At 38.2% G+C, this 14,809-nt stretch carries 14 protein-coding genes; 13 read left to right on the top strand and 1 reads right to left on the bottom strand.

Annotated features, from left to right (window positions below; translation table 11 throughout):
- The first annotated feature begins 140 nt into the window (after nt 1-140).
- The 4 genes from ADICYQ_RS25900 to ADICYQ_RS09825 all read left to right on the top strand — a co-directional run bounded on the left by ADICYQ_RS25900 (nt 141) and on the right by ADICYQ_RS09825 (nt 4,825).
- Nucleotides 141-1,019: a hypothetical protein gene (locus ADICYQ_RS25900; protein ID WP_020888778.1), complete on the top strand. Its 879-nt coding sequence runs from the start codon at nt 141-143 to the stop codon at nt 1,017-1,019.
- Between the two features lie 618 nt (nt 1,020-1,637).
- Nucleotides 1,638-2,327 (top strand): helix-turn-helix transcriptional regulator, encoded by a 690-nt coding sequence (locus ADICYQ_RS09835; protein ID WP_040415458.1) that lies wholly within the window; start codon nt 1,638-1,640, stop codon nt 2,325-2,327.
- A gap of 79 nt (nt 2,328-2,406) precedes the next feature.
- Nucleotides 2,407-3,369: an alpha/beta fold hydrolase gene (locus ADICYQ_RS09830; RefSeq protein ID WP_020888775.1), complete on the top strand. Its 963-nt coding sequence runs from the start codon at nt 2,407-2,409 to the stop codon at nt 3,367-3,369.
- Nucleotides 3,370-3,637: 268 nt separating this feature from the next.
- Complete coding sequence (locus ADICYQ_RS09825; RefSeq protein WP_040415455.1) at nt 3,638-4,825, top strand: hypothetical protein; 1,188 nt, start codon at nt 3,638-3,640, stop codon at nt 4,823-4,825.
- 111 nt (nt 4,826-4,936) lie between these two features.
- Here ADICYQ_RS09825 and ADICYQ_RS09820 read toward each other — a convergent pair whose 3' ends face one another.
- Nucleotides 4,937-6,067, bottom strand: coding sequence for an agmatine deiminase family protein (locus ADICYQ_RS09820; protein WP_020888772.1), 1,131 nt, complete (start codon nt 6,065-6,067; stop codon nt 4,937-4,939).
- 600 nt (nt 6,068-6,667) lie between these two features.
- Here ADICYQ_RS09820 and ADICYQ_RS09815 point away from each other — a divergent pair.
- The 9 genes from ADICYQ_RS09815 to ADICYQ_RS09775 all read left to right on the top strand — a co-directional run bounded on the left by ADICYQ_RS09815 (nt 6,668) and on the right by ADICYQ_RS09775 (nt 14,503).
- Nucleotides 6,668-7,387: a ribonuclease activity regulator RraA gene (locus ADICYQ_RS09815; RefSeq protein ID WP_020888770.1), complete on the top strand. Its 720-nt coding sequence runs from the start codon at nt 6,668-6,670 to the stop codon at nt 7,385-7,387.
- Nucleotides 7,388-7,749: 362 nt separating this feature from the next.
- A complete protein-coding gene (locus ADICYQ_RS09810; RefSeq protein ID WP_020888769.1) occupies nt 7,750-8,487 on the top strand; it encodes a YqjF family protein in 738 nt (245 codons plus the stop codon).
- Nucleotides 8,488-8,658: 171 nt separating this feature from the next.
- On the top strand, nt 8,659-8,940 hold the full coding sequence (locus ADICYQ_RS09805; protein WP_020888768.1) for a type II toxin-antitoxin system RelE/ParE family toxin: 282 nt from the start codon (nt 8,659-8,661) through the stop codon (nt 8,938-8,940).
- A 10-nt stretch (nt 8,941-8,950) separates the two neighbouring features.
- Complete coding sequence (locus tag ADICYQ_RS09800) at nt 8,951-9,247, top strand: HigA family addiction module antitoxin (protein WP_020888767.1); 297 nt, start codon at nt 8,951-8,953, stop codon at nt 9,245-9,247.
- A 302-nt stretch (nt 9,248-9,549) separates the two neighbouring features.
- The gene (locus ADICYQ_RS09795; RefSeq protein WP_040415512.1) at nt 9,550-10,143 is read left to right on the top strand and encodes a Crp/Fnr family transcriptional regulator; all 594 of its coding nucleotides are present in this window, start codon (nt 9,550-9,552) and stop codon (nt 10,141-10,143) included.
- Between the two features lie 55 nt (nt 10,144-10,198).
- Nucleotides 10,199-10,612 (top strand): RidA family protein, encoded by a 414-nt coding sequence (locus ADICYQ_RS09790; protein WP_020888765.1) that lies wholly within the window; start codon nt 10,199-10,201, stop codon nt 10,610-10,612.
- Between the two features lie 6 nt (nt 10,613-10,618).
- Nucleotides 10,619-11,416 (top strand): DJ-1/PfpI family protein, encoded by a 798-nt coding sequence (locus tag ADICYQ_RS09785; RefSeq protein WP_081652326.1) that lies wholly within the window; start codon nt 10,619-10,621, stop codon nt 11,414-11,416.
- Between the two features lie 343 nt (nt 11,417-11,759).
- Nucleotides 11,760-12,572 carry an alpha/beta hydrolase gene (locus ADICYQ_RS09780; RefSeq protein WP_020888763.1) on the top strand — a complete coding sequence of 271 codons (813 nt, stop codon included), beginning with the start codon at nt 11,760-11,762 and terminating at the stop codon, nt 12,570-12,572.
- Between the two features lie 29 nt (nt 12,573-12,601).
- A complete protein-coding gene (locus tag ADICYQ_RS09775; RefSeq protein WP_235114535.1) occupies nt 12,602-14,503 on the top strand; it encodes a heparinase II/III domain-containing protein in 1,902 nt (633 codons plus the stop codon).
- The last annotated feature ends 306 nt before the right edge of the window (nt 14,504-14,809 follow it).

The following is a 14,809-nucleotide window of genomic DNA, read 5'->3' as shown; positions in this document are numbered from 1 at the left end:
AAATATAGGTCATTGGGCAGATAGTACTAAAGCTGGAAATGATTACATTTAAAGAAATAGGTAGCGAATTGGAAGTTTGGCACCTTGAATTGCCCAACGCCCTATATTCATAACGTTGGCACCAATTAAAACTCAGAAAAATGGAATCAAAAAAGGAAAAGGACACTCCAGATGAATTGAAATATAAAATCAAGAACAGAGAAAGTATAGCTAAAATAGTAATGGGCATTATTCTTTTTGCCTTGGTCGCCTATAAACTAGCCATCTCAAATGTTTCATTTGACTTTTCTAATTTCGATTTTACAGACCTATTGTCTCTCACTTTAGCAATTTTCGCAATTGCGCTATCAGTAGCATTTTATTTTAAGGCGACAGATACAAGTAATAAATTCTACGACAACACTTTTAAATTCACCAAAGACATTTCTGAAATTCTCGGACGGATAGAAGCAGGGTTCGGAGAAAGACTGAAGCATTTAGACGAAGGTTACTCAGGATTAAGAGACAAATTTGAAGGTGGAATAAGTAATTCAGAAGAATTGGATTATAATAAAAAGGAGTTAGAGGAGGAAAAACAAAAATTAGAAAAGGAAGTTTCTGAAAAAGACCAAATCCTTTCGAATCTTATTAAAAAAGCAAAACTAAATGAAGGTGAAAAAGAAGAAGTTCTCAGTAGTCTTAAAAGTAAGGAAGACGAGATATTGAATTTGACAAAAGAACTTCATTTTCTTAAAAGAGAAATTAGACATAGCGAACGAGCAAGAGAAAATGACCTGATTCATAGAGTTCCTCCATCCGTTAGAAATATGATAGTAGATATGATCAAAATGGGAGATTTTGACGTTCCAATGATTATTGAAGCTCCATTGGACTACTTGGAGAGAAAGCTAAGATTTGATAGAGAACATTTCCCAAGAACGATTTATGAAAGACTGCTCAAATACGGAATTATTACCGAAGAAGGAAAATTCACCATTCAAGGATTGGAATTTGTAAGAACCGTAGCCAAAAGGATGTGAAAACTGGTACCAACAATGTATATAAAAAATAGGCGAAACAGTAATAAATTCAAAGGTTTTGGCTCGTATCAAAGTTTGTGCTTAACCGAGATTTTGATGCTTCGAAATCGCCTACTTTTCATAGTGTGCCAAGAATCAACCACGGCAATAAAAGGTTGAATGCTTTAAATAAGATGATGGTAGGCCCATCAGGGTCGTTTTATAGGAGATGGCTCTAAACCACCTAAAGGTGCTGTCCCGATCGATCGGGATGGTACTGAGCGTTTAGGAGAATCTAATCCTTGAGGTTAGCAGGTACGAATAAAGGAGTTGAACCCTGAGAAATGTTCAGGGTCCCTTCGACAAGCTCAGGGACCAGTTCTCGATGTTGGGAACTAATTCTAATATGGGGAATGGTTTTCTCCTTTTGTTTTTTAGCGTTGGGAGAATGAAAAAGTTACTGATTTTAAGTTGTTCTTTGGCCTAGGGTTCTTTCTGAGGAAAAATGTTAATTATCCCACTATTTGAAATGCTTACCAATCTTCTGAGCCTAATGTGATGTAAATCAAAGTGAGTTACGGCATCCTCTTAACTTGTGCCTTGTCAGCCATTTAAAAAAAGCATTGACTACATTTGAAAATGGAATATTCAGAAGTAAATAGATTGTCTCGCCTAACAGCAATTTTGGTTCAATTTCAGACCAGAAGCATTGTCACAGCTACTGAATTATCCCAAAAATTTCAAGTCAGTAAAAGGACAATTTACCGAGATGTAAAGGCATTGGAGAAAGCAGGTATCCCTATTTTGACAGAAGAAGGAAAAGGGTATACGCTAATGGAAGGTTATAAAATACCGCCGGTAATGTTCACCGAAAATCAAGCAAATGCCTTGATACTTGCAGAGCAGCTGGTACTGAAAAGCAAGGACTCCTCATTTGTAAAGGATTACTCGGAAGCAATCGATAAAATAAAATCAATTCTCAAGTATAGTATCAAGGACAAAGCAAATTTACTTGCCCATAGAACACAATACAACCAAGTTAAAACCCTGGAAAGGAATAGTAACAATCTCTCAGATTTACAGCATGCACTTACCAATTATAACCTGGTCAAAATAGAATACATCAACAAGGAAAATAAGGTAACAAACAGAATAATAGAGCCATTTGCGATATTGAATTCCGAAAATTGGTATTTAGTTGCATGGTGTCGTTTGCGCAATGAATTCCGGTTTTTTCGACCAGACAGAATTCAAAAAATGGAAATCCTTTCAGAAAAATTTGAACCGCATAACATGACTTTGCAAGAGTATTTTGACAAATACCATTAATTCTTTTTGACCCTTGACAAAGGGCTGTCACCTCCCGGATTTACGTTTGTATCACATTAATTTTTAAACATTAAAAAGGATGAAAAACGTAATTAATACTGAATTTAATACAGCCGAATTTCCAGAGCCAACCATGATATCAGTCAATGGTATAACATTGGAAGTCTTTGAAGCAGGTCAACAAAATGCAGGAAAACCTATTGTGCTCTGCCATGGCTTTCCGGAACATGCCTTTTCATGGCGTCATCAGCTACCAGCGCTTGTCGAAGCTGGCTACCATGTCATTGTTCCAAATCAAAGAGGTTATGGCAACTCCTCTTCTCCGACGGAAGTAACCGACTATGACATTGAACATTTAACAGGAGATCTTGTAGCCCTTCTTGACCACTTCGGATACGAAAAGGCTACTTTTATTGGCCATGATTGGGGGGCGAATGTGGTATGGGGATTGGCTCAATTGCACCCTAATCGGGTAAATAAAATAATAAACCTGGCTTTACCTTATCAAGAGCGGGGAGAAAAACCATGGATTGAGTTCATGGAAGAAATATTTGGTGAGGACTTTTATTTTGTTCACTTCAATAGAAAACCGGGAGTCGCTGACGCTATATTGGATGAAAATGCATCCCGGTTTCTTCGGAATTTATACCGGAAAAACCTGCCTGCCGCAGCACCTGAACCAGGGATGTTAATGATTAATCTTGCGAGAGCAGGAAAACCAGTTGGTGAGCCATTAATGAATGACAGCGAACAAGCAGTATTCACCTCGGCCTTTGAAATATCGGGCTTTACAGGAAGCATTAATTGGTACAGAAACCTTGATCGCAACTGGCATTTATTGGCGGAGGTGGACCCAATCATTCCACATCCCGCACTTATGATTTATGGCGACCGTGATAGTATCCCAAAATCCGAAAGGTTAGCAGACTTCGTGCCCAACGTAGACGTGGCCAGTCTGGATTGTGGTCATTGGATTCAGCAAGAACTTCCAGAAGAAACCAATCAAACTATTTTAAAATGGTTGGAAAGTCAAAAGGCCTGAAAAGGAAATGACATCACATTTCACTCAGTCAAACAGATCGGCGAAACTGGTTTAAAAAATCATCAGTCGGAACAATCTGTTTGGCTTGTTTATTTTAGGCATCAATAAAAGTCCCTTCTATAACTTGTCCCATGCCCTGGCGTTTTAGGATTATCTTTCAAATGGACCTTGGATTTAGCCAGGCTATTTAAATTTAATGGTAAAGCAACTATTTTTTAACTCGCTCTGAAGTATAAAAGATTAATTTTGTTATCTACTTACAATCATTATGAAACCAAAAAGTATTTTAGCCTATTTCCTGCCCCTAGTTTGTTTTTTGCTATTCAGCTATCCAACCTTTTCTCAAACAATAAAAACCCCTGAGATCTATTTAGCCCCTATTTTTAAGGTGGATTATGGCGATGCAACTGCAGACAAACCTCAATCAAAATCCTGGACAAATAAATATGGACAATGGCTAATAGTAGCTGATGTAGACGGACCGAAGCTATTGAAAAAAGACCCTTTAGGATGGACAAGTCAATCTGAGGTTAATCATGCATGGCAGGCTTTGCCACCTAGGGCTGATGTTTTGAGTAAGGGCGATGAAACACATTTGGTTTTAGTGGACGAATGTGCTTTGACGGTAGTTAAATTAACTTATGCTCCCGAAAGTAAGGAATATCAACATCAATGGAAGGTTAATCTCCCCATTCCTGAAAACTGTAATAGTATAGAAACGGCAACCATTACCCAAGATTCAAAAAATCAATTTTGGGTTTGTGCTGATATGAATGAAAATATTATGGTTTGGCATTCGCTAAACGGTCAGGATTGGTCCGATCCCTTTATGCTTGCAGATGACATTAACAAGGATGACATTTCCTTGATCGTAGGATTAAAAGGACAAGTATCTGTGATTTGGTCTAACCAAAATACGCAAGCTATGGTTGAGAGAATTCACCATGATGGCGATGCCCTTAATCAATGGTCACAGCCTATAATTGTTCAGCAGGGAGACAATAACGCAGACGATCACTTGAATGCCACGGTGTTTGAAAATGGAGAAATGATTTTGGTCACCAAGAATAGTGTGGACAATATGAATCAACCTCAGTTTGTATTGAGAGAAAGGGACAAGGAGGGCAATTGGACCAACATTCCCTACGAAAACTTAACCAAACAAAGAAGTCCTAGTCGCCCGATCATTAATCATGTCGCATCCGGAAAGATTTTTGAAATACATGCTGTGAGAAATCGAGAGGAGGATCGCTATTTTATTTCCGTTAATGAAGTAATAAAAGAGAATGACAGCTGGCAGTTCAGCGAAATCATTCAACTAAAAACGGATATTAAAGGGAAAAATGGAGATGTGACTTCAAGTAAGGCTCGTTTTTTACGGGATGAACCTAAACTTATATTTTTCTCGGATGATTTGGGAAATGTTTATTCATTTGACCTCGATACCTTGTTATAGGATTACCTCCACTTTAATTGAGTACCAATAGGTCATTTTTTAATCGCAGAATGTACCATGGCAAGTGAGATGAAAAAACCTGAATGATGGGCTATGTTTAAGGATTCCGGTTTAACCTTTCAATCTTTTGAGGGCACTGTTAAATTTAAGCCTTAGTTTGGATCGTTTTTCTACTTTGGGTTTGTGCATGGTGATACAGTGTAGCCCACCACCACTATAATTGAGTTCTGTAGCATTGATCATCACTACTTTTCTGCTTTTAAAAACTTCATGAAAAGCTTTTCTAGCCTGTTCATCTTTTTGCCGTATAAAATCAGGGTCACCCGGATTGTAATAGGCGGGTATCACTACCAAATTATTGGTTAGGACAAAATTTAAATAGCTGGTTACGGGAGTGTAAAAAATTGGTTGGCCGTTGTAATTTCCCTGATCAAAAATAATAGGTGCTTGAGGTACTCTGATGATCTTAAAAGGTTTTCCATCCTGATCCCTGGCATTTTTGAGAATCTGATAGCTTTCTTCCAACCTTTCATGCACAACCTGGTAGAACGGATCCAAAGCTAGATCTGCCGGATCTACCTGAGCCAGAAGGATGGTTTGGGCATCAGCAAACCGGCAGAATTCATCCACATGCCAATGAACGCCATTGCCATAAATATTGTCGATCACCGGGCCATTGTCAAACAGATCGTCTTGCGGAATACCTTTTTTAAGCCAGATGACGTTTTTTTGATTCAGCTGTTGTTTGTATTCGTTTTCAATCTCTTCCAGGCTAAGATCGGGGTTAATGTATTTTTCATGTCCTTCGATTAAAATAATGCTCCCTTTGCCATTGATCTCCCGACCTCCTCCTGCGCTGAACATGCCACTTCTCATGAAAGGAATTCTCATTTTTGTCGCATACTGCTCGCTGAATAAATTGTATTCCTGGTTTTCTTCATGGTGATAATGAAAAGAAACCATTTCCTGGTACCCCTCTTCATCCTGCATGATTATAGGTCCATAATCCCTAATCCAGATATTGTCTTTTTCCAATTTAAAAGGAGCCAGAGTAACATTTTTTAAATTGATCTTTCTTTGTTTAAATAATTTTTGCAGCTCTTCTGGCTGTTGGTTGCGTTGGTTGTAGAATAGCGTAACATGATCAACTTCGGCTATTTCCTGGATAAGCTTCAGGGATATCTCCTGGAATGTGGGTGTCCAGCAAATGAAGGTGCTCTCCTGTGGATCAAATTCCGCCATGGGGCTGACTGAGATTTTTGCTTCAGAACCCTCTTTACAAGCATTGACAAAGAAAAAATGCTTGATAAAAATACAAGCAAACAGAAACGCAATCCTTGTGGTTCTGTCAATCCGGCCCTGATTTTCATTTCAGGATTATGGTTGGTATCGTTTTTTATTCATTGGCTAAAAAAACCGGTTTAACCGATCTGATTTATGGAAGCAATTTAAACAATATTCTGATTAAAATCTTAGTTTTTGTGAAAACCCAGGGAGTAAACCTGTGTTCAGATGAAAGAAAATCCATAATTAGCGTTTTACTTTGACTGGCAGACGGTGCACCGCTCGGGTTTAATACTAAATGCTAAGGGGATTCCTGAAACCTTGCATGAATGCAGATAGTTTACTTACTTATCCTTACTTTTAAAGCTATAAATAGGGTATAGGTCTCAGCTGCTCTTTTACCGCCCATTGTAAATTAAAAATGAAAAAAAACACCCAATAGGTAAAGCAATAATACAATTGTTCATGTGGGTGAAAGGCAAGGGAGGGAAACAGCAAGCATTGGAGATACGGTACCCGGAATTATTGGTTTTTGACAATTAAATTAATACAAAAATAATGTTAGCTGCTACGCGTGAAAAATTACAAAGGGTAAGTACTGCCACACTTGCCACTGCCTTGTTTAAAAGAGGGCTTAAAAATCAATTCATTCAAGGAGTTGCGCCTTTAGAAAAAGGAAAACCTACCATGGTAGGAGAAGCCTTTACACTACGGTACATTCCTGCCAGAGAAGACCTCAATCCCATTACGGTATTTCAAGATCCTAAGCATCCTCAGCGAGTGGCAGTAGAAACCTGCCCTAGTGGATCTGTTTTGGTTATTGACAGCCGAAAAGACAGTAGAGCGGCTTCTGCCGGCTCTATATTGGCTTCCCGCTTGATGGTTCGGGGCGCTGCAGGGATTGTTACGGACGGGGGATTTCGGGATTCCGTTGAAATCGCTAAGTTGGATATGCCTTCCTACCATCACAGACCTTCTGCTCCAACCAATTTAACTTTACACCAAGCCATGGACATTAATGTCCCTATTGGTTGCGGTGACGTAGCTGTTTTTCCTGGAGATGTTGTAGTGGGTGATGATGATGGGGTAATTGTTATTCCTGCTCACTTGGCTGACGAAATAGCCGATGAAGCCATAAACATGACCCTTTACGAAGATTTTGTAACCGAAAGGGTATTGGAAGGACATACCATTGTGGGTTTATATCCGCTTACTTTAGAAGGGAATAAGAAAGAGTTTGAGCTGTGGAAGAATAAAAAAGAGGCTTCAAAGGACTGAATCAAATAACCTGAACTGATTTAACCGTACCCTGAGCCTGTCGAAGGGTGCGGTTAAATTAAGGGTGCACTTTCATTAATTTTTTATATTGTGCAGGATATTAGGGTTTTTATGGGAATGGTTTTCCCTTTTGTTTTTAGTTCCTAGAAATTCATGAGGTAGGTGTCAATTAATTGCTTCATTAATAGTACTCTATCATTGGTGATTTTGAATAAAATTCTGCCATGTCCCCTTGATTACTTGTCCTAAATCCATAATTTGACAATATGTTATTTTACAGATTAGTTTAGTACAAAGTTCGTATATATGCAAGTCATGGAGTTAACCTAGGTATATACAGGTGGTTTAGCCAATTTGAGAAAATGAAAATCCGAGAGATATTAAATACGACTGAACACAGACCTTGGAAAATACCGACTGAGAGTTGGTTATCTTATCAAGAGTGGAATAATGCAATATTCCTTGATTGGCAAGTGCAATTATCCGAATTGAAAAAGTTTGTCCCGAAGGAGCTTGAAATTGACCTTTATCGTGGAAAACCATGGATTTCGGTTGTTGCTTTTACAATGGAAAATATAAGGCCTAAAAACTTACCTTCTTTTTCACCTATTTCTAATTTTGATGAAATTAATATTCGCACTTATGTGAAATCAAATAATAACAAAACTGGAGTGTATTTTTTGAGCATTGAAGGCGGGAAAAAATTATCTTGTAAAGTTGCAAAAGGAATGTCTGAACTTCCGTATAGATTTTCAAAAATTAAAAGGACTGAAACTCGATACGAATCAAATAACTCGGAATTTAATGACAAATTAAATATTCAGTTTTCGATTGGAAAAGAAATTTCCAAAAAAACGGAATTGGATAAATGGCTAACTGAAAGATATGCTCTTTTCCAAGATACAGAAAAGTCAATTAACGAATTTGAGATTCATCATTTGGAATGGCCAATTAATGAAATTGACTTGAATAATTTAGAATTTAATTATCCAAGATTTGGCAAACTAATTAAAAACGAACCGAACAAAATTCAATACTCAAAAGGAGTAAAGGTAATTGCTTGGGGGAAAAATAAAAAAGATAAAACTGGCTATAATTAATAAAGGTTTTGGTAGTTAACTTCAAATTTATGCTATCCGCCAAATCTGGCAATCTCTCTATTTTTAATCTCCTAATAACCATAATAAAACCCTTAGGCTTCAATCAAACAGAACGCTTTGATTCATTCAACTTTTTAGTTACCTTTAACGTTAGTAACGTGAAAGGTGATCATGATAAAGTCTTTTGGCAACAGGGAAACTGAAAAAATCTGGAATGGGCAGCGGTCTAAGAAACTTCCAAATGAAATTCAGGACATTGCGAGAAGAAAACTGAGAATGTTGAATAACGCTCAGGACATTCAAGATTTACGAATTCCTCCATCGAATCGATTAGAAAAACTTGGAGGAAATTTAAAAGATTATCATAGCATTAGAATTAATAAGCAATGGAGAATCATTTTCAGTTGGGAGGGTGGAAATGCCTTTCAAGTTGAAATAATCGATTATCATTAATTTAATTAATATGAATGATTTAAAGAACATACATCCAGGAGAGATTCTTTTAGAAGAGTTTCTTAAACCTCTTGAAATCTCTGCCTACAGACTTTCAAAAGAGACTTTTCTTCCTCAGACTAGAATTTCTGAAATAATTAAAGGAAGAAGAAGGATAACTGCGGATACTGCGCTAAGACTTTCTAAGTACTTTGACAATTCCGCCAAATTCTGGATGGGACTTCAGGACGATTACGATATTGAGGAAGAAAGGATCAGTAAAAAAGATGAACTGGACCGTATCAAAAAGATAATTACGGCAGCCTAAAAAACCAAACATGCGGGTGGCTGGAACAGCCTGAACTGATTTAACCGTACCCTGAGCCTGTCGAAGGGTGCGGTTAAATTCAGGGAATGCTACAATGAATTAGTGAAAGGGTGCCTGGTATAAGGTATACTATTATAGGCTTTTTCTTTTGTGTTTTTTGTACCGGGAGGGCTTGGCTATCAACCATTAATAAGAACAAGCGCAATATTTACTGGGAAGGTAAGCTAGAGCTATTGGCTTCCAAATTCAGTGCTCATCTAAGTCAAGGCCTTTATAGCCTTGTGAACATACGAAAAAACAAAATGAAAGAGCTACAGCATCATTTCAATTCTATCTCTCCATTGGAAGAGCGTACCTGGAAGATTGTAGCAAATTTTTTTACTGAATATTCATTAAAAAAAGGTGAATATTTTATTAAAGAAGGTGAGGTTTCTAAAAAATGTGGATTTCTTAAACAAGGTGTAATAAGGGCTTTTTATCGAAATAAGGAAGGGGTAGAATACAACAAACACTTTTTTACAACAAATAATCTGGTTGGCGGCTATTCCTCTATGGTCACCGAACAGCCCAATAAAATCAATCAGCAAGCTTTGACAGATTGTCAATTACTAATTTGTGACTATAAGAAAATAACCGATCTATTAGACAAACACCAGGATTTGGAGCGGCTTTTGAGAAAAATTGCAGAGCATTATTTTGTTGACAAGGAAAAGCGTGAAGTAGAAATTGTATTGTTAGAAGCCAAAAAACGCTATGCCATATTTCAAAAAGAGTATCCGCAACTGGAACAATTGATCCCTCAATACCATATTGCCTCCTACCTTGGCATAAGCCCAACCCAGCTGAGCCGAATTAGAAAGCAAAATAGTAAAGAATCCTTTTCTTTACCTATGTAAATGTTTAGGCAGGCAAGAGCTATTTTCTTTGTGATTCATTTAATACACTAAAAACATGAATCATAAAAAGAACACATTCATCAATCCAAAAGAATTATTTGACCCTATTCAAAACGGGTTTTCACACATTGCAAAAATCCCGGAAGGAAAAACCCTCTTTTACTTTTCAGGGCAATGGGCTTCAGACACAAATGGTAAATTGGTCTCTCTTGAATTTGAAGCACAAGTGCGGCAGACAGTTGCGAATATTAAAACTGCTTTGGAGGCAGTACAATTGTCAATTAACGATGTGGTGAAACAAACGGTCTACATTGTGGATTTTACCCTCGAGAAAAAGCAAATACTTATAGATATTGCGGCTAAAGAATGGAAAGCAGAAAACTTTCCGGCCAGCTCAATTATTCCATTGCCCTTATTGGCAACCGCACCTCATTGTCAAATAGAGATTGAAATTATCGCTGCTAAATAATCTTTAATGAAAAACGTAATTTCAATACTCACATTGGCAATGATGACTAACCTTTCCCTTTTTGCACAAAACAAAAAAGTACTTTTTGTTATGAGTGCAGCAGATACTTTAGCCCTCAATGAAGGCCAAAAACTGCGACAAACCGGTGTCTTTTTAAATGAATTTTACCTGGCCTATAAAGCTATTGTAGCAAATGGATATACTGTGGACTTTGCCACACCAAATGGAATTGTGGCAAGCATCGATGAAGAAAGCATTAACGATAAATATTGGAAAGGCAATTTAGAAATTAAGGCCCAGGCCTTAAAATTTGTAAAGGAAGACAGTGCTTTTAATAATCCTATTACGCTTGATAAAGCAATCGAAAATCATGACAATTACATAGGTTTGATTGTACCGGGTGGCCAGGGTTTAATGGTAGATTTAATAGAAAATACTAGCATTCCAGTGTTGTTAAAACAATTTGCAAATGAGAATAAACCAACCGGGCTTATTTGTCACGCACCCAGCCTTCTTCTAACAATTCCTGTGGCAGAAAACCCCTACATTGGATTTGAGGTCAATGCTGTATCGCCTTTGGAAGAGTTTGTTATTGAAAAATTCATCATGAAGGGAAGACCAAAAAATAGAAAAATTGCCAGGCATTTAAGGAAACTGGGATTGAAATACAGAAGTGGTTTACCTAAAGCAAATTTCGCTATAAATGACAGGAATTTAATCACCAGCCAGAACCCTTTCTCTAGCAGTTGTTTTAATAGCCTTTATTTGAAAGCGTTAACAGCATATTTAGTAGAGAAAAAGTAGTCTGGGTTGGTAAAAACGTACAATTATTTAACCGTTAGGTTAAATTGGAATTTACTGATCCCAATCGGAAAGTGTTTGGGTTGTTCAATTGATAATACTGTTGGTAGATGCTATCACCGCGCTGTTTTGCGAATTCGTGAGCAGCGGAAACTCGCGGATTTTAGATTCTTCTTGCTATAATAGACGTTTTATTGCCTGTTTAAAGTGGAAGTGTCCTTTACTTAAGTGGTTAGGTTTTGATAAGAAGCGACTGTTCCTTTGTTTTTTATTATTACTTTTAAAAGTAGTTTTACTGGGTAAACAATCAGACCCTACGCTTATATAAAGAATAAAAATGAAAACCATGAAATTAAAATTAATCCTACTTTTTGTATGCTGTAATGTTTTTTTATTAAAAGCTTCTCAGGTAGACACTGTCTTTGTGGAAAGTGAATCCATGAATAAATCTATTGCAAACATTGTCATCCTACCAGACAGTTACGCTACTCAAAAGGAGAGTTACCCTGTCTTGTATTTGCTTCATGGTGCAGGTGGAAATCATACGGATTGGATATCCAAAGTGCCTGCTATACAAGAATATGCAGACCAATACAATATGATAATTGTTTGCCCTGATGGGAATACCACCAGTTGGTATTTTGACAGTCCTGTGGATGAAAAAATGAGGTACGAAACCTATCTTTCTAAAGAATTAACCGAAACCATCGACAAAACCTATAATACCACTGCGGAAAAATCTGGTAGGGCCATTACAGGTTTAAGCATGGGAGGGCATGGCGCTTTTTATCTGGCCTTTAGACATCAGGATATCTGGGGAGCTGCAGGAAGCATGAGTGGAGGAGTGGACATTCGCCCATTTCCTAAAAACTGGGATTTAAGCAAACGCTTGGGGGATTACTCTGAGTACAAAGAAAATTGGGAAAACAATACGGTTATTAACCTGGTGTATAAACTCAAAGGAGACGGTTTAAAACTCATATTTGATTGTGGTGTAGACGATTTCTTTTACGATGCCAATAAACGATTGCATGAAAAATTGATGGAACGAAATATTCCTCATGACTATACAGAACGTCCGGGAGGCCACAGTTGGGGCTATTGGACCAACTCAATTAAATACCATTTGCTGTTTTTTGACGATTACTTTAACCAATAAAATAGTCAATAATAACCCAAAATAAACCCATGATGACTGTATTCAATAAAACAAATGTAGCATGGATGATCTCCATTGTTATGTTATTGGTTTGTGGTTCGAATCTAAATGCACAGCATTTGTATTCAAAATTGCAAAACCCCATTACGGCAAGTTTTCTTAAGAATAATCTGAGTAAAACATCACCTCGGTTGGTCCTGAACAAGGATATTGAGAAGAAACTAAAGCAAAAACTAAAAACTGATCCGATTGTGCAGAATGTCTATAAAGGCATGAAACAAAATGCGGAAGCAATTTTTGAGCTGCCGATTATTAACCTGGATATTCCGCTCGAAGAAAGGTCACAGAACAACCAGCTAGATATTTCCAGGGACTTGTTGCATAGAATCAGCATGCTGGCGATGGTTTACCGAATAGAAAAGGATCCTCGTATGCTTGCTCGGATAAATGAGGAGGTTATTGCCGCCTGTAATTTCCCGACCTGGAACCCCAAGCATTTTCTTGATGTAGGAGAAATGTCTCTTGGAATTGCTCTGGCCGTGGATTGGGTAGGGAAGGACTTGCCAGCATCGACCGTGAAGCTGGCTAAAAAAGCCTTGATTGAAAAAGGCATTAATCCAAGTTGGCCGGAAAATGGGGAAGACCCTAAGTGGGCTTATGGACATAACAATTGGAATCAGGTATGTAATGGTGGAATGGTAGCGGCAGCGATTGTAGTAGCTGAGGAAGCGCCTGAACTGGCGGCCAAGACCATCTATAGAGCCATTGACGGTATGGCAAATGCCTTGGATGAATATGGACCTGATGGAGTCTATCCTGAAGGTGCTACCTATTGGCGGTATGGGACTTCTTTTTCAGTGGTAACGGCTTCCATATTCGAAAGTGCCTTTGGTACTGATTTTGGAATACTTGAATATCCTGGATTTAAAGAGAGTGCCTTGTTTAGGGTCCTGTCTGACAGTCCGATGGGACTGTTTTATAATTTTGGAGATTGTGGAGACAATAGCGGGGAAAATGGTGACATTACCCTGGCTTGGTTTGCCTCTAAAACAGGAAACAAAACCTTTTTTGAAAAGGAAAAATTCATGAGGCCCTATGAGGAAATGGGGGAATTGTCAAGATTGATGGGGCCTGCATTGGTGTGGATGTCCCAGTATGAAGAGGAAAGTGAGACGACTGTGCCTTCTGCATGGGCCGGCAATGGAGCAAATCCTGTCGCATTTTTCACAGGAGGAGAAAATGATCCCAATAAGTTTTATTTTGGAGGAAAAGGAGGACGTGGCAATATTAGTCACGGAAATATGGATGCCGGTTCATTTGTTTTTGAATTGGATGGTGTTCGATGGAGTATGGACCTGGGGAAAAATAAGCATTATGGAGTGATTGAGAGGACAGGTTTTAACCTCTGGGATAGGTGTCAGGATTGTGAGCGATGGAAACTAATCAATAAAAATAATTTCGGACACAGCACCCTTTCAGTGAATAACCAACTTCACATTGTAGATGGGAAAGCAAGCATTGTAGATTTCAAGGACGGAGCATTCCCGGAAGTCACCCTTGACATGTCTCCAATTTTTGAAGGGCAATTGGAAAGTGCCACCCGAAGGTTTGTGAAAAGCAGCCCAAGGTCGCTCTTGATAGAGGACGACATTGTATTGTCGGAGGATACAGAATTGATCACCTGGCAATTAATGACACAAGCAGATGTGGAGATTGTTGATGGTGGTGCAATTTTAACCCAAGATGGAAAAAGCTTAAAATTAGAAAACCTATCACACCCAGGCTATAGCATTTCTGTTATTTCCCTCAATCCTCCTCCCTTCTATCTAGACACAAAAAAAGACAATCTTAAACGCCTGGAGATTCGAATTCCGGCCTGGACAGTTGAAGGTATGGCAACAAAAATAAGCGTTAGACTTTCCGGGGAATAAGCCATTTCTTAGTCTTAAGGGTAGCGCAGGTTTCTTTTCCTTGGCTAGGGACATTTAAGGGTTTGTTCTTGGCTTGATTTACCTGAAATAGGCATTGAACCTAGGCTGAAGTGATCAACTCACTTTATAATCAGGCTATTTTAGACTTTGCCCTAGCGGAGCTATGATTCAGTCTTCAAATAGCCTGATTTTTTTATTGGATTGTGCTATAATTAGGGTTGAATGATCAAGTCTTATCGGTAGTGAGCTTTTCGGTTAACTGGCTTGGAATAGCGTATTGGTGTATTTTTTTTGGGATGAGGCATA

Origin of the sequence: Cyclobacterium qasimii M12-11B (assembly GCF_000427295.1) — a bacterium.
In the GTDB taxonomy this organism is placed as follows: domain Bacteria; phylum Bacteroidota; class Bacteroidia; order Cytophagales; family Cyclobacteriaceae; genus Cyclobacterium; species Cyclobacterium qasimii.
This window is presented reverse-complemented; position numbering and strand designations above follow the sequence as displayed.

Bases quoted from the DNA above. Each gene is read 5' to 3' on its own strand.
- ADICYQ_RS25900 (WP_020888778.1), top strand. From the start codon at position 141: ATGGAATCAAAAAAGGAAAAGGACACTCCAGATGAATTGAAATATAAA.
- ADICYQ_RS09835 (WP_040415458.1), top strand. From the start codon at position 1,638: ATGGAATATTCAGAAGTAAATAGATTGTCTCGCCTAACAGCAATTTTG.
- ADICYQ_RS09830 (WP_020888775.1), top strand. From the start codon at position 2,407: ATGAAAAACGTAATTAATACTGAATTTAATACAGCCGAATTTCCAGAG.
- ADICYQ_RS09825 (WP_040415455.1), top strand. From the start codon at position 3,638: ATGAAACCAAAAAGTATTTTAGCCTATTTCCTGCCCCTAGTTTGTTTT.
- ADICYQ_RS09820 (WP_020888772.1), bottom strand. From the start codon at position 6,067: ATGGCGGAATTTGATCCACAGGAGAGCACCTTCATTTGCTGGACACCC.
- ADICYQ_RS09815 (WP_020888770.1), top strand. From the start codon at position 6,668: ATGTTAGCTGCTACGCGTGAAAAATTACAAAGGGTAAGTACTGCCACA.
- ADICYQ_RS09810 (WP_020888769.1), top strand. From the start codon at position 7,750: ATGAAAATCCGAGAGATATTAAATACGACTGAACACAGACCTTGGAAA.
- ADICYQ_RS09805 (WP_020888768.1), top strand. From the start codon at position 8,659: ATGATAAAGTCTTTTGGCAACAGGGAAACTGAAAAAATCTGGAATGGG.
- ADICYQ_RS09800 (WP_020888767.1), top strand. From the start codon at position 8,951: ATGAATGATTTAAAGAACATACATCCAGGAGAGATTCTTTTAGAAGAG.
- ADICYQ_RS09795 (WP_040415512.1), top strand. From the start codon at position 9,550: ATGAAAGAGCTACAGCATCATTTCAATTCTATCTCTCCATTGGAAGAG.
- ADICYQ_RS09790 (WP_020888765.1), top strand. From the start codon at position 10,199: ATGAATCATAAAAAGAACACATTCATCAATCCAAAAGAATTATTTGAC.
- ADICYQ_RS09785 (WP_081652326.1), top strand. From the start codon at position 10,619: ATGAAAAACGTAATTTCAATACTCACATTGGCAATGATGACTAACCTT.
- ADICYQ_RS09780 (WP_020888763.1), top strand. From the start codon at position 11,760: ATGAAATTAAAATTAATCCTACTTTTTGTATGCTGTAATGTTTTTTTA.
- ADICYQ_RS09775 (WP_235114535.1), top strand. From the start codon at position 12,602: ATGATGACTGTATTCAATAAAACAAATGTAGCATGGATGATCTCCATT.